Source organism: Archangium lipolyticum (assembly GCF_024623785.1).
Taxonomy (GTDB): Bacteria; Myxococcota; Myxococcia; order Myxococcales; family Myxococcaceae; genus Archangium; species Archangium lipolyticum.
In genome coordinates, this window is the sequence record NZ_JANKBZ010000018.1 from 168145 (window position 1) to 186873 (window position 18729).

Sequence of the window (18729 nt, forward strand, 5' to 3'; positions counted from 1 at the left end):
GATACCGTCCGGCCCCAGACCTCACGTCCCCCGCGAACGAGGCCCATGCGCACCTCACTCCCGACGCTCATCCTGGCCCTCGGCCTGGCCGCCACCACCGCCGTGGCGGCCCCTCCTCCCGCCGAGTCCTTCCCCTCCCGTGAGGAGAGGCTCGCCCACCTGGGCCGCCTGTGGGGCCAGGTGCGATACCGGCACCCCTACCTCGCCTACAAGGACATCGACTGGGACGCGGCCCTGGTGGCCGCCATCCCCAAGGTGGAGGCGGCGAAGGATCGCGCCTCCTACGCCGCGGCCGTGCAGGACCTGTTGGAGGAGCTGCGCGACCCGGCCACGCGCATCCTCCGCCCCGACGAGCAGCAGGACGGCTCGACGAAGAGCCCGTCCACTCCGAGCCGCGAGCTGCGGAGCTGGGAGGCCAAGGACGTGCTCGTCCTGGACCTGCGCGCCAGCCGGGGCCGCAACGTCCAGGAGCTGCGCCCGGATATCTCCAAGGCCAAGGCCGTCATCGTCGATCTGCGTGCCCGCGGGCTGGCGCCCGAAACCCAGGCGGCCATGACCCAGGCGCTCGGTGACCTGCTGCCCCTCCTGCTGAGCCAGGAGCTGGAGGTCCCCGGACAGCGCTCGGTGTTCCACTCGGGCTACCGCGCGCAGACCCGCTCCATCAGCGGCTTCACCACCTCGTTCCTCTCCACGGCGGGCGAGCGGATTTCCCCCAAGGGCGACGGCAAGGCGCGCCCCGTCATCTTCCTGCTGGATGACCAGTCGGACCTGGATCCCCGCGCCCTCACCATGAAGGCCGTGGGGCTGGCGCAGATCGTCACCGAGGGCCGCCTGGACGACGGCACCGTGGTGGAGAAGACGCAGGTGGAGCTGGGCGCCGGATTGACGGCGTCCGTGCGGCTCAGCGAGCTGGGCATCCCCATGCGCGCGGACGCCGTGCTGCCCAAGCGCGCCCGCTCGGAGAAGGACGAGACCCTCCTGAAGGCGCTCGAGCTGGCGCGCAAGCCGGCGAAGAAGGGCAAGGCGCGCGATCTGGACCTGCTGCCCCCCGCCCGGTGGCAGGCGGACCGGCAGTACGCGGACATGCTCCACCCGAGCCGCGAGTACCGCCTGCTCGCGCTCTTCCGCGCCTGGAACGTCATCCACTTCTTCTACCCCTACAAGCACCTGCTGGACCGGGACTGGGACGCGGCGCTGACCACGTTCCTGCCCCGGTTCGAGAAGGCCAACGGCGCGGCGGAGTACGCGCTCGTGGTGGCCGAGCTGAGCAAGCTCGTCCAGGACGGGCACACCACCCTGCGCGGCCACCCGGAGCTGGACAAGCGGGGCATCTCCGGCACGAGCGCCCCCTTCGAGCTGATGGAGCTCGACGGCCAGCCCGTGGTGATGGAGGTGTGGGACGCGGAGGCCGCTCCGGGAATCGTTCGCGGCCAGGTCGTCGAGACGCTCGATGGCAAGCCGCTCGCCGAGCGCCTCAAGGCGCTGGAGCCCTATGTGACGGCCTCGAGCCCCGCGCACCTGCGCCACCGCCTGCTGGAGCGGGCGCTGGCGGGCCCCGAGGGCTCCCAGGCCACGGTGGGCGTGCGTGACGCCAGCGGGCAGCGCAAACAGGTTCGCTTCACCCGGAGCCAGAAGTCGCTCCAGAAGCCCAGGAAGGGCGAGCCCTACCGCCTGATGGGGACCATCGCCTACGTGGACCTGACGCGCCTGCAGGCCTCGCAGGTGGCGACCGTCTTCGACAAGGCGAAGGGCGCCTCGGCCCTCGTGCTCGACATGCGCGGCGCTCCGAACGGAACGGCCTCGAGCCTCGTGCCGTACCTCAATACGCGCAAGGCGCGCTACGGGGCGGTGTTCGAGCGCAACCTCGTCTCGGCGGACGAGACGAATGGCCGGCACAAGTTCCTCCAGGAGTTGCCCAGGGCCCGCGTGCCCGTGTACCCCGGCAAGACGGTGATGCTCGTCGACGAGCGGGCCAGCGGCGAGGCCGAGCACCTGGGCCTGCTCCTCGAGGCGGCCAATGGCGCCACCTTCATCGGCAGCCCCAGCGCGGGCACGAACGGGGAGCTCACGGACCTGGTGCTCCCCGGCGGCATCACGATGACCTTCACCGGCCACGACGTGCGGCACCTGGATGGCCGTCAGTTGCAGCGGGTGGGCCTGCGGCCCCAGGTCTTCGTGAGGCCGACCCTCGCCGGCATCCAGGCCGGCAGGGACGAGGTGCTGGACCGGGCGATCGAGTACCTCGGGGGCGCGGGCCCGGGCATGGCGGTGGCCCGCGACACGCCGTAGCGGCCCTCCCTGGCTCCCGGCGGGTGGCACTCAACACCCCCGCCGGGTAGCGTCGCGCCCCCAACCTTCCCCGGAGAGAGACATGCCGACCCTCATCCCCGCCCCCACTCGCGTCACCGCCGCGGGCAACAAGCCCAAGCTCATCGACGAGTACGTGGGGCGGGTGAACACGAAGCACTCCGAGCTCAGCGTCGCCCACATGCGCAGCCCCGGCGGGTGGCTGGAGCCCGGCCAGACGCCCGAGTTCCGTGAAATCACCGTGGTCCTCAAGGGCGTGCTGCGCGTGGAGCACAAGGGCGGCCAGCTGGACGTGCGCGCGGGCCAGGCCGTGGTGACCGAGCCCGGCGAGTGGGTCCGCTACAGCACCCCCGAGGCCGACGGCGCCGAGTACATCGCCATCTGCCTCCCCGCCTTCTCGCCCGACACCGTCCACCGCGACGCGTAGCCGTTCACACCACTTCTTCCAGCACCTCCGGCGCGAGCTTGATCGAGGCGTGCAGTTGCATGTCCTCGTATCCCTCGAACTGAAGGGTCAGGGTGCAGAGGGCGCCCAGGTGCGTGCTGAAGGTGGGTGGGATGTCCCGAGGGATGGGGAGCTCCACGTCGAACTGGTGCCATCCCCGGGTGAGCCGCGCCGGCAGCTGAACGGGCACCGGACCCATGGAACGTTTCTTCGCGACCCCTTCGTAGGCGCTGAGCTCGATCCGGGCCCCGCGTACGGTGAAGGTCGTCGTGAGCTCCAGGAAGACCCGCAGCCGCGCGGTCGCGCCGAGCGGGAAGCTCTCGGCCAGGGGAATGAAGGAGGCCGCCTTGAACTTCGACACCGTCCGCGCCTTGCCGAAGAGCAGGAAGCCGAAGCCCACGCCCGCGGCGATCAGGACGAGGCAGAAGATGATTCCCACGGCCCTTTCGCCAGCCGAGTACTTCGTGCCCGAACCGAGCAGGTCACCGAACAGCGCGAACACGCCCGGACAGATGCAGAACAGCAAGGGAAAGAGCAGGCATCCCCAGGTGCTGGCGGCCACCGCGGAGGAGCCGCGAGGTGCGCGTGGGGTGATCCACTCGGGTGTCCGCGTCGTCCGGCCCGGTTCGAGCTGGAGCGGCCGGCTCCACCGCATCAGCTCCCCGCCACCCTCTTCGTGCAGGGAGGCCACCAGCTCCCAGGAGATCCGCACGTCCTTGCCCTGGTAGCTCGGAGGTGCATCCCGAGGCAGACCCAGGTCGAAGGGGATTCGCAGCTCCCCCCGGAGCGGCCGGTCCCTGACCAACTCCGAGCCAGAAAGCACCTCACGGCGCGTCCCTTCATCGTAGTACTCCAGCATCCCCTGGACGCGGATCACCACACGAGAGACCCGCTCCAGCCCGGGGGTTCCCGCCTGGAGGACCAGCTCACCCCGGAGCGTCTCTCCCGTCCTCGGAGTCGTGTGGAGTTGGAAGGGTTCGAGGTCGCTCATGGTGGGGCCACCACCAACGCTAGTCGACCTTCTTCATCTGCACGACGAAGGCGCGCGGATCCAGGAAGCCCGTCACCCTCGGGTCGCGGAGCAGCTCGCCGTTGGACGAGATGAAGGCCACCGTGGGCAGGCCCTCCACCCCGAAGCGCTCCATCAGCGCGTCCAGCGCGTCGTCGCTCTGGGTGGCGTCCACCTTCACGTTGATGAAGCGGCCCGCCTCCTCGATGACCTCGATGGCCGGGTACGTCTCCCGGTCCAGCTCCTTGCAGGCCGCGCACCACTCCGCGAAGAAGTCGATCATCACCGGCCGGCCCTCGCTCTTCGCACGGGCCAGCACCTGCTCGAAGGACTCGGACGAGAAGCCACTGCCCTTGGCGGGCAGCACCGAGTGCCACTCGAAGGTGGGCGCCTTCGGCGGCTCCATCCAGCCGAGCGACACCCAGAGCATCCCCGCCGACTTCGAGTCCATGGCGCCACCGCGCAGCACCAGGGCCGCCACCACCAGCGCCACGCCGGCCCCCTTGAGGGCGAAGTCCCGCGCGCCCTCCTTGAAGGACAGGTGGATGGCACCCAGCAGCACGCCCAGCACCGCCAGCACCGAGGCGATGGCCGTCCCCGGGTGGCGGCCGAGCTGCTCGGCCAGGCCCTTCACCGCCCCGCCCAGCGCCGGAAAGCCGTCCTTCAGGTAGGAGATGGCCAGCGCCACCAGCACGATGCCCAGCACGCTCTTCACCCACTCCATCCACACCCCGCCGCGAGGCAGGCGCACGGTGAAGACGCCGATGAGGAAGAAGGGCACGCCGATGCCGAGCGCGTAGATGAAGAGCAGCGCCGCGCCAAGCACCGTGCTCTGCGACTTGGCCACGAAGGCGAGCAGGCCCGTCAGCACCGGCCCGGTGCACGGCGCAGCGAGGAAGCCAGACACGCTGCCCATGAGGAAGGCGCCGGTGACGCCCGAGCCGCCCACCGAGTTGAGCCGCTGCTGCAGCCCCTGGGGCAGCGCCAGCTCGAAGGCGCCGAACATGGACGTGGCCAGCAGCAGGAGGAACACCGCCAGGCCCGTCACCACCACGGGACTGCCGAGCATCGACCCGAAGGCCTGCCCCGTCTTCGCCGCCAGCACGCCCAGCCCGCTGAACACCACGCCCATGCCGACGATGTACGAGCTGGTCAGCACGAGCGCCTTGCCACGCCCCTCGGCCTTGCGCGCCCCGAAGACGGACACGGTGATGGGGATGAGCGGGTAGACACAGGGCGTCATCGCGGTGAGCAGGCCACCGGCGAACACCACGGCCGCGCCGAGCGCGAAGCTGCCGGCCTCCAGGAAACGCGCCGCGTCCAGCCCCGTGCTGGGGCCCGTTGGCAGGAGCCAGGGCACGACCGCCACGGCCAGCCCGATTACCGCCGCGATGACTCCCACCTTCTTCTTCGCGTCCATGTCGCTCCTCTTGCCCTCCGGGACCCCCTTTATACGCGCCAGCGTCGGATGGTGACACCCGAGGTTGTCCCAGGGGCCGAGGAGGTAACGAACGGCGGCCCGGCATGCCAGCCCTCGTCGGCTCCGTCCTCCGGCATCCAGGGAGCCTGTTCTGGAGCAGTCCTCCCTACACCTGGGGAGAGACGGACCGGGAGTGTGACGCCCCCTGCCGCAGGGGCAGCAGGAGCGCCAGGAAGGCCACCGAGAGCACCGTGCCCAGCAGGAACACGTCCGAGTAGCTCCACCCCGCCCGGGTGGCCAGCAGGCCCGCGAGAGGCCCTCCTGGCGCCTTGCCCACCACCTCCACGCTCGCCAGCAGCGTGTAGTGCGTGGCCCCGATGCGCCGATCCACCCGCGACATCATGAACGCGAACAGCGCCGTGGTGAGCACGCCGCCGAAGAAGTGCTCCGCCACGGTGACGGCGATGACACCCGGTGCCGTGGGCCCATGCAGCGCCAGCCACCACTCGCCCCCCAGGGGGAACACGCGCAGGAGCGCGGCGAGGGCGAGCGCCCCCAGCAACGGCATCCGGGTGGCGAGCCAGCCTCCCGCGAAGGAGCCGAGCAGCGAGGCCACCAGGCCCCACGTCCCCACCCACTGGCCGATCTGCGCGGGCGTGAAGCCCACGTCGACGAGGAAGGGCTTGAAGAGCACGTCCACCATCGTCTCGCCCAGCTTGTAGGTGCCGATGAAGAGCAGCATCCACCCCGTGCCGGGCAGGCGCAGGGCGGAGAGGAGCCGCTCCTTGACGTCATGCCAGGAGAGCCGCTCGTCCGCCGGGCCTTCCGCTGAGCGCCGGGGTTCGCGCGCCACGGCCGCCACCGCCAGCACCAGCAGCGACAGGAGCGACATCGCCAGGAAGAGGCCCCGCCAGCCGATGAGCTCGCTCATCCAGACGAGCAGCCCACCTCCGGTGAGCATCCCCGCCTTGTAGCCCACCACCTGGGCCGTGTTGCCCCACCCCAGCTCGTACGGCTCCAGCAGGTCCACCGCGAAGCCATCCACCGCGATGTCCTGCGTGGCCGCGAAGAGGTTCATCAGGAAGACGAGCCCCAGCAGCAGCGTCAGCGCGCCCGGCACGGGCACGAACGCCGCCGCCGCGCACGCGGCCGCCATCCCGGCCTGCATGGGCAATATCCACGACTTGCGCCGGCCGAGGCGCTCCGAGCCGTAGCGGTCCACCAGGGGGGCCCACAGCGCCTTGCCCATCCAGGGGAGCGACAGGAGCCCGATGCTGCTGATGACCATCAGCGACACGCCCTGCGTGCGCAGGTACACGGCCAGCGCGGTGGTCTGGAAGCCAAAGGGCAGCCCCTGCACGAAGTACAGCGCGCTGAGCAGCCCCAGCTTCCGGTACGAGGTTCTCTTCACACCCCGAACCCTAACGGAGAACCGCCCCGCGCGCTCGGGGGCGGCGCCACGAGACGCCGCCCCACGTGGCCCTCACTCAGTGGCCCCGGAGGACGGTGAGCCCCTCGTTGGTGAGGACGTAGAGCATCGCCGGGGTGCCGTTGGGGTCGTAGATGAGCCTGCGCACCTGCCCGCCCGGCACGTCCGTCACGCGCGAGAGGGTCCTGTTCGCGTCCATCCGCCACAGGCCCGCGTCATCGGTACCGATGAAGAGCGAGCCATCATCCGTGGCCGCCAGCGCCATGATGGCGTCGGTGGGCAGGCCAGCGATCTTCGTGCCCTTCTGGAAGGGATTGCCGCGCGAGATGATGGACATCTCCCACAGCCCGAAGTCCTTGCTGCCCAGGTAGTAGCGGCCGTCCTTCGTCTGCTCGAAGCCGCGCCAGAAGTCGAACACCTCCAGGGCGTTGACCTCGGGGAGGTACGCGGACTCCACCTTCATCGGGTTGAGCTCCTTGGGATTCATCCAATCCCAGACGCCGAGGTCCGCGTTGGGCGTGACGATGCCGAAGGTCCAGTTGTTGGCGATGAGCACGTCACCGCTCTGGGAGATACCCAGGCCATAGGTGTAACCGGCGCGCTGGGTGGTGCCCTCGAACCACACCGGGTGGCGGTGGCTGTTGTAGTAGAGCCCCTTGATGCGCGACACGCCGTGGTTGGTGCCGACGTACACCTCACCCTTGTCCCGGCCGCGCATCACCCTCAAGCAGCTGAGCACCGCGCGATCCTCGTCGAACGTCCAGTTGTTGGAGTTGCGCAGGCCGATGTTGGTCGGCGGATTCCAGGTGAGGCTCCCGTCGTTCTTCTCCTTGTTCCGCCGGTACGAACGGAAGAGGTGCTCCTCCAGGACGATGTTGCCATCCGGAGTGAGCTTCACCACGTCCAGATCGCCCTCGCCGAAGACGGGATCCTCGTAGGACTGGCGCCCGGCCTCCTCGAGCTCGTTGGCGTAGTAGCCCACGTAGGCGCGGCCGGCGCTGCCACCGCAGATGACCGTGGAGGTGAAGCCCCTGGCGGCCTGGCCGATGTCCTTCACCCAGATGGGCTGGCTGTCTCCGGGACGCAGCACGCCAATCTGGTTGCCGTTGAGCAGCCAGATGTTGAAGCCTTCATCCACGGCCACGTCGCGCGGCCGGCCCACGCCGAAGCGCTTCGTGTAGTTGACGGCGGCCTCACGAGGCCACGGATCCGGGGTCTGCTGCACCGGACCGGAGCCGCCATCCGGCGGAGTGCCCGCATCCGGTGGTGGCGGTGGATTCTCCCCCGCGTCGGGCGGAGGCGTGACGTTTCCACCATCCTTCGGAGGGGGCGAAGGGTTCGTCCCGGGAGGCGTGCCGTCGATAGGCGTCGGCACATCCTCCTGCGCCGGGCGAGTCGGCGCCTCCGTCGAGTTACCGCACGCCCATGCCCCTGCCACCAACGCCGCCACTCCACACGCCCCAAGCAGTCTGCGAATCACCGTCATGTGCCCCCTTGCCGCGAGGCACGAGAGCAAACCGCGTACCGGGCCAGATGACGGGCAGTGAACGGCCGCCGGGGCGGATCATGGGAACCGGCTTTCCCACACAAGCCCCACGCCATGCCCGCAAGTCGGACCCGGGCGCCTCACGGCATCCCCTCGGGGCCCTCAGGAAGCCAGGGCAGGCAGGCGGGAGGCGGCTCCTCAGGGCCCCGCGGGAGCCGCCACGGGAGCGGGCTCCACGGTGGGCTCCTCGACGAGGCCTCCGCGGTCCACTCCAAGCGCCCTGAGGAACGGCAGCAGGCTGCTGCGCTCGTCCGTCCACCGCTTGCGCGGGGCCTCGGCGTAGGCCAGCCGCCGCACCCGCTCGCCCTCGCGCGAGAAGGTCTCCCCCCGGGTGAAGCGCCCCTCCTTGTCCATCAGCACCCAGGAGCTGCCGCGCGCGTCTCCGTTCGTCTCCGTCGCCACCAGCGTGGCATGCATGCCGGAGAACCACGCATGCGCCACGGCGACGGGCAGCAGGTCCAGGTGCACGTTGCTGATGTGCAACGCCAGCACCCCACCGGGCGCCAGGTGCCGCCGGTAGACGTCCACCGCCTCCTCGGTGAGCAGGTGCACCGGGATGGAGTCCGAGCTGAAGACATCCACCGCGAGCACGTCGAAGCCCTGCGCCTGGCCGCGCGCCAGCTCCTGCTCGAGCAGGATGCGCGCGTCTCCCTCCAGCACCTCCACCCGGGCCGGCGTGTCGCTCAGATAGGAGAAGTAGCCGCCCGTGCCCCGCGCCAGGGAGATGATCTGCGGGTCGATCTCATAGAAGCGCAGGGTGTCCCCGGAGCGCCCCAGGGCGGCCGTCGTCCCCACGCCCAGCCCCAACACTCCCACGCGCAGCGAGGGCGGCAGCCCCGCGGCCTCCTTGAGCCGCCGCTTCTCGGTGAGGGCGAGCCCCAGGCCGCTCTCGGACGTGTAATAGGCCGTGGGCCGCATGCGCCGCTCCGGGCGCGTGTACTGGAAGCCGTGGACGATGTCTCCGTGCCGCAGGACGAACGCATGCTCCTCGTCCTCCCGGCTCAGCGGCTCCGTCACCTGCACCACACCGAAGAAGCCGCGCCACGACTCCACCACGCGGCGCTCGTCCGACACCGCCATGCCGAGACCGCCGGCCACGAGCAGGAGCAGCAGGGCCGGCACATACCGGAGCGAGGCCCGGGCGATCGTCTCGTCCGGGGCGCGCCGCAACAGGATGAGCGCCGCCATGAAGCAGCAGACGCCCAGCGTGAGGGGGTACTCCAGGTAGAGGCTGAAGACGCGCGGGGCGGCCAGGTGGACGAGGGCCGCGCCGAGCACGCCGCCCGCGGACACCCAGAGGTAGAAGGCGCCGAGGTGGCGCGGCGCGGGCCGCAGCCGGTACAGCTCCCCGTGGCACAGCAGGGCCCCGGAGAAGAGCGCCGTCGAGTGGACGAGCAGTTGCACGAACAGGGGCACGTGCGCGCCCTCGTAGGTGATGCGTGTCACCCCGCCCACCGCCAGCAACAGCAGCAGCGCGGTGAGGGGCCGCGAGTAGAGCGCTTCGCGCTCGAAGGCGATGATGAAGGTGACGAGGTACAGGGCCAGCGGCAGCACCCAGACGAAGGGTCCGGCCGATACGTCCTGCGAGAGCTGATTCGTCGTGGCCAGCAGCAGCACCGAGGCGCACGCGCTCAGCCCCAACCAGGCCAGGGTGCGCGCCAGACCCGGAGACTCCGCTCCCCCCTCCTCCACCGTAACGGCCCTCGCTGGCTCCGCCGCGTGACGCAGCACCCCCACGGCGCACACCGCGCCGCCGGCGGCGAAGAGGAGGAACCCCGCTCCCCACACCCACGCCTGTACCCCGCGGCCCAGCCATGGCTCGACGAGCACCGGGTAGGCCAGCAGCGCCAGCAACGAGGCGGTATTGGAGAGGGCATAGAGCCGGTAGGGCGAGGCGCCCGGCCGCATGAGGCTGAACCAGCTCTGCAGCAACGGCGCGGAGGTGGACAGCGTGAAGAAGGGCAGCCCCAGGGTGGCCGCGAGCATGGCCAGCAGCCGCGTGGTGGAGATGCCATCCGCCGCCGGACGCCACTCGGGCCCGGGTGCCACCGGCGAGCCCACCAGCAGCGCGCGCCCGAGCAGTACCACCACCGTCAACCCCAGCAGCGCCAGATGCACCTGCGCCTGCCGCTTGGGGGCCAGCCAGCGGGAACTGGCGTACGAGTAGGCATATCCCCCCAGGAGCATCGCCTGGAAGAAGAGCATGCACGTCGTCCACACCGCTGGCGTGCCACCGAACCAGGGCAGCGAGTACTTCCCCGCCAGCGGCTGCACGCCGAAGAGGAGGAAGGCGCTGAGAAAGAGGGTCACGGCGTAGCGGAGCATGGGCATCGTCTCGAGCTCTTCTCTCGGGCTGAAGGGCGGAGCATATCCCCGGTGGGCCGGAGAAGCGCCTCCCCCCTCACGGAGATTCCGCCAGGGGGAGGATCCACCGCTTGGGAAGGAAGCCGTCCGACTCGGCGGCGAGGTTCACGCTGGGGTCGATGAGCGGGCGCGGGGGCCTGCCATTGAGTGACACCCGCACGTCCGCGCGCACCTCGACCCCGGGGAGGCCCGTGCGCTCGGCGAGGACATGCGCGAAGGCGAGGATGAGGTCGGGCGCCGTCACCATCCGCCCCGCCTGTTTGTCGGAGAGCAGGTCGTCCCCGCGCAGCTCCCAGCTCGTGCCCGTCCTCGGGTCCGTGGCGTAGAAGCGAGCCTGGCCCTGCTTCTCCATGATCTTCAGGTGCCAGCTGAACCGGAAGCCCTCCTCGTTCCACAGCACGTCGCCCGGGTAGAGCCAGTGCCGGAGCGGCAGGACGAGCTGCACGGCGAAGTGCACCGCCAGCACGGGCAGCACCCAGCGCGCCGTCGCGGGAGGCGCCGGGCTCGAGGGGCTCGCCGCGCGCCACCGGAGCCAGCGCCGGGGCCAGTCGGGCTCGAAGAAGACGAGCAGCGCGAGCACCATGAGCCAGGGGAAGACACCGATGGTCAGGAGGCTGCCCGACATCACGTGGAAGCCCACGAGCGCCGCATAGGCATACGGCCGGAGCCGGCGCACCAGCATCAGGGGCGGGCAGCACAGCACCACGAAGGCGCCGCCCCAGCTGCTCAACGCCGCGAGAACATCCAGGGGAACGAGGACCTCGAGGGCCCGAGCCCCCGCGCTCGTTCCGAGCCACAGGCGCATCGGCTGGTTGCGGACGAGCCAATCCGATTGCACCTTGGCGAGCCCCGAGAACAGATACACGACGAGCAACTGGGCCCGCAGGGTGTACAGCGTCCAGGCCGGGACGGTGTCATGGGCGAGCTCGGGGCGCCTGCGCGCATCGAGGGACGCCACGCCGGAGAGCGGCATGAGCGCCAGCAGGCCGCACACCATGCAGACCAGGTAGTAGTGGTTGAGGTAGTGCGTGCGGTCGAGGAGCTGCACGTAGGCGAAGAGGCTCCCGAAGAGGGCCGCGCACGCGCGAGGCCACGCTCCCACCATCAGCCCGAGGGCGAGCACCCCCAGCAACGCGAAGAGCGCGTACATGCCCACGGGAGGGAGCGGCCGGAGCCACTCGAAACCGTGGAACGGGAAGTACACGCGCGGAGCGACGTAGTAGGCGTGAATCCAGCCGTGGAGGAAGTAGCGCGCGATGGCGCATACGAGCACCGCGCCCACGGCGATGCGGAACGCGGCCAGGAAGGCCGCGTCCACCGGCTCGCGCAACCGTTGACCCAGGGACTTCACGCGTCCAGTGGCGCTCAGTCGAAGTCCGAACCGCCACCACCACCCGAGGAGGGAGGCTCGCCGATGTCGAGGCTGTCTTCGTGGTAGGCATTGAAGCGGATGGTGACCTTGGAACCATCCTCGAACTCCATCGTCACCGTGCCATCGATGCTCTCATCGAGCTTGAGGATGGCCTCGATGAGACCCGCGACGAGCTTGGGGTGCGCATCCGACGAGAGCACCTCCCAGCGATACACGGGCCCGCGGTTGGACGGAGAGCCCGCGTCGCAACCGCCCGTCCCCGCATCCGAGACTCCCCCATCCGAGGTTCCCGCGTCCGGGGTGCCACCATCGCTCGTGCCCGGGCACGTCTGCGAGCCGCCCTCCGCCGGCAGCGGAGCGGGCTCCCAGGGAAACACACTGACCCGCGACAGGGTGCCTTTGACCTTGAGCTTGCCCTTGGCGCAGCTCAAGGTGAGCACGGTCTGCGAGCTGCCCCCCCCATCCGGGTACACCGTGTGGTGCTCGCTCTCGGGGTCCAGTTCTCCGGAGACATCCACGCCCCCGATGCTTCCCTCACACGTGCCCGTCGAGCTCGTCGCGGTGAGACACGAGCACCGGGAGGTGGCGACGAGGAGGAGGAGACACAGGGGCAGGAGGCGGCGTACCGGAATTGTCATGACGGGGCATGCTACCAGACCAGGCAGCCTGCCTCCCATGCGCTCCTGTCTCTCGAACCCGTCAACGGCTGACGCCGGAGCTCAGCGGGCCCCGAATGTCTTCACCATCTTGTTGTACACGCCCATGATGAGCAGCGGCCCCACCCACATGCCCACGAAGCGGCTGGCGCGGGTGCGCTGTGCCAGCTCCGCGCCCAGGGAGAAGGCCATCGCGCACAGGCTGGCGAAGAGGAAGACGTCCGAGGGAATCTTGGCCGTCTGCTGCTCCAGCAACCGGGTGAACGAGCCCTCATCGTGCTCCGCCCGCATGACCGTCGCGGCCCGGTAGTCCCGCTTCGACCTCTCACTCGCCGGATTGATGTCCTGTTGCATTCCACCCTCCTCCGCCCCGTGTGCCCACCATTGCGCGGTGCACCATATTTAAGGCGTCTGGCGGAGACAGCGAGATGAGGGAGGTGGGCATGGAGGCAGGCGAGGCCTTGCTGGAGGGATTGCTTTCCGCTGAGGAGGGCGCGGGCCCCCTGCTGCAACGCGACTACTGGGCGGTCATCGAGAACTGCGGCTGCTCGCCCTCGGAGGTGATGAAGCTGGTGGCCTCCCGGTTCGCGGAGTTCGCGCCGGAGGAGCTGGTCATCTTCGAGCGGGAGGATGGAGGGAACGCACCGCTCGAGCCAGGCGACGAGCTGCGGGTGCGCATCCGCGGAGCGGGGACCTTCCACGTCCGCATCATCCATCGGGATCGCCAGAGCCTCACCATGGCCACCCTGCCAGGACACCCGGAGGCGGGGCGCATCACCTTCGGCGCCTACCGCAACGAGTTGGGCGACGTCATCTTCCACATCCGCAGCCGGGCGCGCTCCGGCTCGCGGGTGATGTACCTGGGGTTCCGCACGGGCGGCGAGGCCATGCAGACCAACACCTGGACCGATTTCGTGAACACCGTCGCGCTCACCGTGGGCGAGGGGGTCATCGGCTTCATCCACGCGGAGACCACCGTGATGGAGAAGGCGCACGAGAGCGCGGATGACGTCCGGGGCCCCACCTTCCTGGCGCGCGGAGACTGAACATGACGGATGTCGAGTGGCGCTGGCTGCGGAGCTGGTCGGAGGACGAGATAACGGCGCGGCTCGCGCGGGCCTCCACCCTCCCCCTCAACTTCGAGGTAGCCGAGGAGGAGATGACGCTCGAGAACGGCTGGAGCCAGGTGGAGTCCCAGGCCGTCCTCGCCCATGAGCGGCCGGGCCCGCCCTCCGGGGACGACGCCTTTGCCCAGCTGAAGCACGCCATCCTGGACCTGGGCTTCTCCGATCCTCGCGTCGTGCACGGATACTTCGACGCCGCCACGCCGCTCCAGGGGCGCCCGGTGCTGCTCGAGCTGAAGTCCGTGGGACTGCACTACCTCTGCCCCGTGCGTGTCGGCGCGATCCGCTCGGGCGACGAGGGCGAGCGGACCGTGTTCGGCTTCCGCTTCGACACCCTGTGGGGGCACATCGAGGCAGGGCGGGAGTGGTTCCTCCTCAGCAAGGACCACCGCAGCGGGGAGCTGCGCTTCCACATCAAGGCCTCCTGGAGAGAGGGCCATTTCCCCAACTGGTGGAGCCGGCTGGGCTTCGCGCTGATGGGGCGGCGCTACCAACGCGCCTGGCACCACCTGGCCCACGCGCGGCTGCGAGAGCTGTTGCGTACCGGTCTCCTGGAGCGGCACGGCAAGGCCGGAGGCCCGCCCCTCCCGGAGCCACACCTGGCGGATCTGAAGATCGCGTTGAAGCCGGTACAGTTCTATTCCCAGAGGGGAATGGGCCAACGCCTCTCCGGCGTGGAGCGAGAAGTGGAGCGCGTCAGACGGGACCGGCTGTTGCTCCCCGTGGGCTTCGGGGTGCTGGCCGGGATGAGGGCCCTCAGCGCCCCCGCCCTCCTGAGCCACCTGCTCTCGCGGGAGCCCGTCGAGGCGCCCGAGGGACGCGCCCATGCGCTCGCCTCGAGGCGGACCTCGCGAGTGCTGGGGGTGCTGGCCATCGGCGAGCTGGCGGCGGACAAGACCTCGTGGATTCCCTCACGCATCTCGCCGCCCGCCCTGGTGGCGCGAGCCCTCTCCGGCGCACTGACCGGCGCCGCCGTGGCCGCTCCACACCGGCGTCCGTCCGCGGGCCGTGCCCTGCTCGGCGCGGCGGCGGCCGTGGCCTCGTCCTTCGCCTTCTACAAGCTGAGGCAGCTCGCGACGCGCCGGCTGGGCCTCCCGAATGTGGTGGCCGGGCTGGTGGAGGACGCCGCGGCCCTCGTGCTCGGAACGAGGCTCCTCGCCGCCATGCATTGACGGCCAATGCAACGAGGGCGACTGGTGACGACAGTCACCAGCTGATGACCGGTGTCACCGGGCAGATGCGCATGGGGAGGATGCAAGCACCTGAAAACAGGGAGGCTCCCAGCCGTAGGGAAACGTTCCTGGCATGGCACGCCGGACGCAGAAGGGTTGAACGAGGACAACCCGAGGGCGTGACGATGCGGAAGAAACGGCTGGGAGATCTGCTTCGGGAGAACGGGCTCGTCGACGAGCTGCAGCTGCGTGCGGCACTGGGCTTCCACAACAAGTGGGGCGTGCCATTGGGGCAGGTGGTGGTGGACATGGGTTTCTGCACCGCACAGCAGGTGCTCGAGCTCCTGGCCAGCCAGGTACAGCTCCCGACGCTGGACCTGGACGCGGAGCCGCTGGACTCACAGTTGACGGAATTGCTGCCCGCGCGAGTGGCGGAAGCGTGCCGTGTCATCCCCCTCCGGCAGGAAGGACCGCGAGACTCCGTGCTGGTGGTGGCCACCGCGGCGCCAGCGGATCCGACCGCCCTGGATGAAGTGGCGCGGGTGACCGGCAAGGCGCGGGTGGTGACGCTGCTGGCGACCGATGCCGCCATCTCCCAGGCCATCGAGCGGCTCTACTATCCCCACCTCCTCGATGCGCGGCGTCCGGTGGAACCGATTCCCCTCCCCGAGGCGGATGAGCACCTGCCGCTGGTGACGGATCGCGCCGAGTGCCTGTTGCTGGGGCAGATCATGCGGGAAGCCGTCCCGGCGTCCACCGTCGAGCGGAGCGGCCTGCCGGTGATGCTGCCGCTGACGGAGGAGTTCCCTGAGCACGCTCGGCCCACCGAGCCGGAGATGCCCAGGGTGGAGGTGACACGGAAGCCCACGGCGGAACCCGAGCCGGAGGTCTGGGTCTACGGCTGGGGTGCCAAGGCAACCCGGGGGTTGTTGGAGTTGCTGGAGGACGAGGGCGTGCGGGCGCGAGTGGCACGCACCGAGGACGTACGGGCAGCGAGTGGGAGCGCGGTCGTCCTGGCGCCGCTGCAATCCGTGGAGAGCGTGAAGCGGCGTGGGATTCAGGCCCGGCTGCTGCTGGCGGGCCGGACTCGTGACGCGGAGCGGGCGAGTGCCCTGGGAGCACAGGCGTTCCTGTCCGGCCCCCTGCGCTCGGACCTGTTGATCGCCGCGGTTCGCGAGCAGGTGAGCGCAGGCCGCACGGCCCTGCGTCGGGCCGGGTGAACCACTCAACGCGCGGACGGGTCTCCGCCCGAGGACCCCCGTCCCGACACCTCGGTTCCCACCCGGACTTCAGGCGTCCTGTGCCGCCGGAGGTCCGGCCAGCCGGCGGAGCAGCTCACGCGGCTCCACCCCGAACACATGCTTGAGTTGCTCGCCAATCAGCGCCACGCGGGAGGACAGCTCCCCACTCGCGCCCAGGCGCGTGTCCAGCACGGTGAGCCGCTCGATGGGCGCCTGCCCCACCGGGCCGAGCAGGGTCTCCAGCAAGGGCGCGAGCTTCTGGGCGAGCAGGATCTGCCGCGCCGACCCGTCCGAGTCCTCCCAGGTTCGCGCCATCGCCGAGAGGGAGGTGGCGGTGGCCCGGCCCTCCTCCACGATGCGGGAGGCCGCCCCGCGAGCCGCCGCCACCTGCTCCTGACGCCGCGCCTCGGCCGGCTTGAGGACGTCCGCCTCCAGCAGGAGCCGCACCTGCTCGATGCGCACCCGCTGCACGTCCACCTCCGCCCGGGCCCGCGCCAGTTGGGACGCCACCGCGCCCCGCTCCTCGGCCACCCGGGCGGCTCGCCGCGCCTGGGCCTCCAGGATGCGCCGCTCCGCGTCCGCGCGCGCCATGGCGAACTCCGCCTCCAGGCGCGCCACCTCGCGCACCTCGCGGTTGTGCGCCGCGCGCTCGGCCGCCAGGGTCCGGTTCTCCGCCTCGGCGATGCGCGAGCGCATCTGCAGCGCCGCGGACTGCTTGCGGCCCAGCGCGTTGAGGAAGCCCCGGTCGTCCGAGACGCTCTGGATCTTCAACGTGTCCAGCACCAGCCCCAGCTTGTTGAGATCCTGGTCCGCCTCCTGGAGCAGGCACTGCGCGAAACGGGCCCTGTCGCCATTGACCTCCTCGGGGGTGAGGGTGGCCAGCACCCCGCGCAGGTTGCCCTCCAGCGTCTCCTTCGCCACGCGGACCACCTCCTCGCGCGGCTTGCCCAGGAAGCGCTCGATGGCGTTGCCGAGGATGGGCTCCCCGCTGGACACCTTCACGTTGGCCACCGACTCCACATTGAGGGGGATGCCGCCCTTCGAGTAGGCGCCCTGCACCCTCACGGTGATGACCATGTTGGTGAGATCCAACGAGTCCACGCGCTCCAGCAGGGGGATGAGCAGGCCGCGCCCGCCGTGCACCAACCGGTAGCGCGCGGGCCGCCCCTCCACGAGCCGCCGCGTCCCTGAGAAGACGAGCACCTCGTTGGGGTGGCAGATGTGGATCAGCCGCTGCACCACCCCGGCCACCGTGGCCGCGGCCAGCGCGAGGACGACGACGAGTACGATGAACACCATCATGACCAGGCCTCCTCTCCCGCGTCCTGTCCCGAGCCATCCTTCGCCGGAGGGCGGGGTGCCTCGCGGGGTGGCCCGCCGAGCACCGCGGGGATGTCCACCCCCAGGGTGGAGGAGACCTCCCGGAGCAGCTCCGCCACCGCGGCGGGATACGCGCGCAGGTAGCCCGCCAGGGTGGCGCCGTCCCCCGAGTCCAGCAGGGACACCGTGTCCACCCGCACCCGGGACGCGGCGCCCGCCACGGTCCCGAGCAGCTCCTCCAGGTGCTGGAGGACGAACATCTCCAGCGCGTGGCCCCCGGCGTCCCGCCAGGCCTCCGACACGAGGGCCAGGGACTCGGCGGTGGCGCGTCCGTTCTCCGCCACGGGCGCGGCGTCCCCGGCCGCCTCCAGCTCCCGGGCGCGCCGCCGGGCCTCCGCCGGGACGATGACGTCCGCTCTCAGCCGCAGCTCCTCCAGCTCGGCGCGTACCTTCTGCAGCGCCTTCTCCGCCTCCGCGCGCGCCTCCTCGGCCGCCGCCAGGGCCCGCTCCTCCTCCGAGCGCGCCCGGGCCTCGAGCCCGGCCCGCTGCTCGGCCAGGGCATGGTGGTGCTGCTGGATCCGCGCCTCCGCCTGGGCCTCGGCCACCCGGGCCCGGGCATGGGCCGCCGCCTCCGACTCCTCGGCCGCGCGCACCGCGTCGGACTCGGCCACCTCCGCCTCGCGCAGCACCTCGGCGATGCGCACCCGGCCGATGCTGTCCAGGTAGCGCCGCTCATCGGAGACGTGCTGGATTTTCAGCGTGTCCAGCTGCAGGCCGAGCTGGCGGAGATCCTCCCCGGCCTCCTCCGCGAGCCGGTCGGCGAAGGTGAGGCGATCCTCGTTCACCTGCTCGGGCGTCATGGTGGCCAGCACGCCACGCAGGTGGCCCTCCAGCGTTTCCCGGGCCACCTCGGTAATGGTGGCACGGCCGTGCCCGAGGAAGCGCTCCAGCGCGTTGCCGAGCACCTCGGGCTCGGAGGACACCTTCACATTGGCCACGGCCTGCACGGTGAGGGGGATGCCGCCCAGCGAGTAGGCCCCGGAGACGGTCATGGACACCGACAACAGGCTCACGTCCATCCGCTCCATCCGCTCCAGCAGGGGAATGCGGAAGGCTCGTCCGCCGGCCACCACCCGGAAGCCCACCGGGCCGCCATCCCGCGCACGGTGCGTCCGTCCAGCGAAGACGAGCACCTCGTTGGGCCGGCACACGTGCACCAGGGCCTTGGCCGCCAGCAGCGCCACCACGACGGCCAGCAGCACCGCGGCGCCGATCACCAGGGGGAGGAACCACGCGCTGCTCCAGAACGGGTCCATGACTGCTC

15 protein-coding genes are annotated in these 18729 nt (G+C 70.6%); 5 read left to right on the forward strand and 10 right to left on the reverse strand.

Annotation, left to right across the window (positions count from 1 at the left end):
* The first annotated feature begins 45 nt into the window (after positions 1-45).
* Both NR810_RS32165 and NR810_RS32170 read left to right on the forward strand, forming a co-directional pair.
* A complete protein-coding gene (locus NR810_RS32165; protein ID WP_257458249.1) occupies positions 46-2289 on the forward strand; it encodes a S41 family peptidase in 2244 nt (747 codons plus the stop codon).
* A gap of 82 nt (positions 2290-2371) precedes the next feature.
* Positions 2372-2734, forward strand: coding sequence for a cupin domain-containing protein (locus tag NR810_RS32170; RefSeq protein ID WP_257458250.1), 363 nt, complete (start codon positions 2372-2374; stop codon positions 2732-2734).
* Positions 2735-2738: 4 nt separating this feature from the next.
* Here NR810_RS32170 and NR810_RS32175 read toward each other — a convergent pair whose 3' ends face one another.
* The 8 genes from NR810_RS32175 to NR810_RS32210 all read right to left on the reverse strand — a co-directional run bounded on the left by NR810_RS32175 (position 2739) and on the right by NR810_RS32210 (position 12902).
* Complete coding sequence (locus NR810_RS32175; RefSeq protein ID WP_257458252.1) at positions 2739-3743, reverse strand: hypothetical protein; 1005 nt, start codon at positions 3741-3743, stop codon at positions 2739-2741.
* A 19-nt stretch (positions 3744-3762) separates the two neighbouring features.
* Positions 3763-5181, reverse strand: coding sequence for a protein-disulfide reductase DsbD family protein (locus tag NR810_RS32180; RefSeq protein ID WP_257458253.1), 1419 nt, complete (start codon positions 5179-5181; stop codon positions 3763-3765).
* 166 nt (positions 5182-5347) lie between these two features.
* Positions 5348-6592: an MFS transporter gene (locus NR810_RS32185; protein ID WP_257458255.1), complete on the reverse strand. Its 1245-nt coding sequence runs from the start codon at positions 6590-6592 to the stop codon at positions 5348-5350.
* 76 nt (positions 6593-6668) lie between these two features.
* The gene (locus NR810_RS32190; RefSeq protein WP_257458256.1) at positions 6669-7985 is read right to left on the reverse strand and encodes a hypothetical protein; all 1317 of its coding nucleotides are present in this window, start codon (positions 7983-7985) and stop codon (positions 6669-6671) included.
* 309 nt (positions 7986-8294) lie between these two features.
* A complete protein-coding gene (locus NR810_RS32195; RefSeq protein WP_257458257.1) occupies positions 8295-10481 on the reverse strand; it encodes a spermidine synthase in 2187 nt (728 codons plus the stop codon).
* A gap of 76 nt (positions 10482-10557) precedes the next feature.
* Positions 10558-11871 carry an HTTM domain-containing protein gene (locus NR810_RS32200; RefSeq protein ID WP_257458258.1) on the reverse strand — a complete coding sequence of 438 codons (1314 nt, stop codon included), beginning with the start codon at positions 11869-11871 and terminating at the stop codon, positions 10558-10560.
* 14 nt (positions 11872-11885) lie between these two features.
* A complete protein-coding gene (locus NR810_RS32205) occupies positions 11886-12530 on the reverse strand; it encodes a hypothetical protein (protein WP_257458260.1) in 645 nt (214 codons plus the stop codon).
* Positions 12531-12611: 81 nt separating this feature from the next.
* Complete coding sequence (locus tag NR810_RS32210; protein ID WP_257458261.1) at positions 12612-12902, reverse strand: hypothetical protein; 291 nt, start codon at positions 12900-12902, stop codon at positions 12612-12614.
* An 89-nt stretch (positions 12903-12991) separates the two neighbouring features.
* On the opposite strand from NR810_RS32210, the gene NR810_RS32215 reads away from it, so the two are divergent.
* The 3 genes from NR810_RS32215 (at position 12992) to NR810_RS32225 (ending at position 16064) form a co-directional block, all read left to right on the forward strand.
* Positions 12992-13594 (forward strand): DUF1990 domain-containing protein, encoded by a 603-nt coding sequence (locus NR810_RS32215; RefSeq protein ID WP_257458263.1) that lies wholly within the window; start codon positions 12992-12994, stop codon positions 13592-13594.
* Between the two features lie 2 nt (positions 13595-13596).
* Positions 13597-14844 carry a DUF1990 family protein gene (locus tag NR810_RS32220; protein ID WP_257458264.1) on the forward strand — a complete coding sequence of 416 codons (1248 nt, stop codon included), beginning with the start codon at positions 13597-13599 and terminating at the stop codon, positions 14842-14844.
* A gap of 185 nt (positions 14845-15029) precedes the next feature.
* Positions 15030-16064, forward strand: coding sequence for a GspE/PulE/PilB domain-containing protein (locus NR810_RS32225; protein ID WP_257458265.1), 1035 nt, complete (start codon positions 15030-15032; stop codon positions 16062-16064).
* A 69-nt stretch (positions 16065-16133) separates the two neighbouring features.
* Here the strand turns inward: NR810_RS32225 and NR810_RS52265 are convergent, their stop codons facing one another.
* Together NR810_RS52265 and NR810_RS32235 are read right to left on the reverse strand one after the other, a co-directional pair.
* A complete protein-coding gene (locus NR810_RS52265) occupies positions 16134-17387 on the reverse strand; it encodes a flotillin family protein (protein ID WP_306818672.1) in 1254 nt (417 codons plus the stop codon).
* Positions 17384-18721: a flotillin family protein gene (locus tag NR810_RS32235; protein ID WP_257458266.1), complete on the reverse strand. Its 1338-nt coding sequence runs from the start codon at positions 18719-18721 to the stop codon at positions 17384-17386. The genes NR810_RS52265 and NR810_RS32235 overlap by 4 nt, the downstream gene beginning before the upstream one ends.
* Positions 18722-18729: the final 8 nt, after the last annotated feature.

Bases quoted from the DNA above. Each gene is read 5' to 3' on its own strand.
- NR810_RS32195 (WP_257458257.1), bottom strand. From the start codon at position 10,481: ATGCTCCGCTACGCCGTGACCCTCTTTCTCAGCGCCTTCCTCCTCTTC.
- NR810_RS32215 (WP_257458263.1), top strand. From the start codon at position 12,992: ATGGAGGCAGGCGAGGCCTTGCTGGAGGGATTGCTTTCCGCTGAGGAG.
- NR810_RS32180 (WP_257458253.1), bottom strand. From the start codon at position 5,181: ATGGACGCGAAGAAGAAGGTGGGAGTCATCGCGGCGGTAATCGGGCTG.
- NR810_RS32170 (WP_257458250.1), top strand. From the start codon at position 2,372: ATGCCGACCCTCATCCCCGCCCCCACTCGCGTCACCGCCGCGGGCAAC.
- NR810_RS32210 (WP_257458261.1), bottom strand. From the start codon at position 12,902: ATGCAACAGGACATCAATCCGGCGAGTGAGAGGTCGAAGCGGGACTAC.
- NR810_RS32165 (WP_257458249.1), top strand. From the start codon at position 46: ATGCGCACCTCACTCCCGACGCTCATCCTGGCCCTCGGCCTGGCCGCC.
- NR810_RS32205 (WP_257458260.1), bottom strand. From the start codon at position 12,530: ATGACAATTCCGGTACGCCGCCTCCTGCCCCTGTGTCTCCTCCTCCTC.
- NR810_RS32175 (WP_257458252.1), bottom strand. From the start codon at position 3,743: ATGAGCGACCTCGAACCCTTCCAACTCCACACGACTCCGAGGACGGGA.
- NR810_RS52265 (WP_306818672.1), bottom strand. From the start codon at position 17,387: ATGATGGTGTTCATCGTACTCGTCGTCGTCCTCGCGCTGGCCGCGGCC.
- NR810_RS32225 (WP_257458265.1), top strand. From the start codon at position 15,030: ATGCGGAAGAAACGGCTGGGAGATCTGCTTCGGGAGAACGGGCTCGTC.
- NR810_RS32220 (WP_257458264.1), top strand. From the start codon at position 13,597: ATGACGGATGTCGAGTGGCGCTGGCTGCGGAGCTGGTCGGAGGACGAG.
- NR810_RS32235 (WP_257458266.1), bottom strand. From the start codon at position 18,721: ATGGACCCGTTCTGGAGCAGCGCGTGGTTCCTCCCCCTGGTGATCGGC.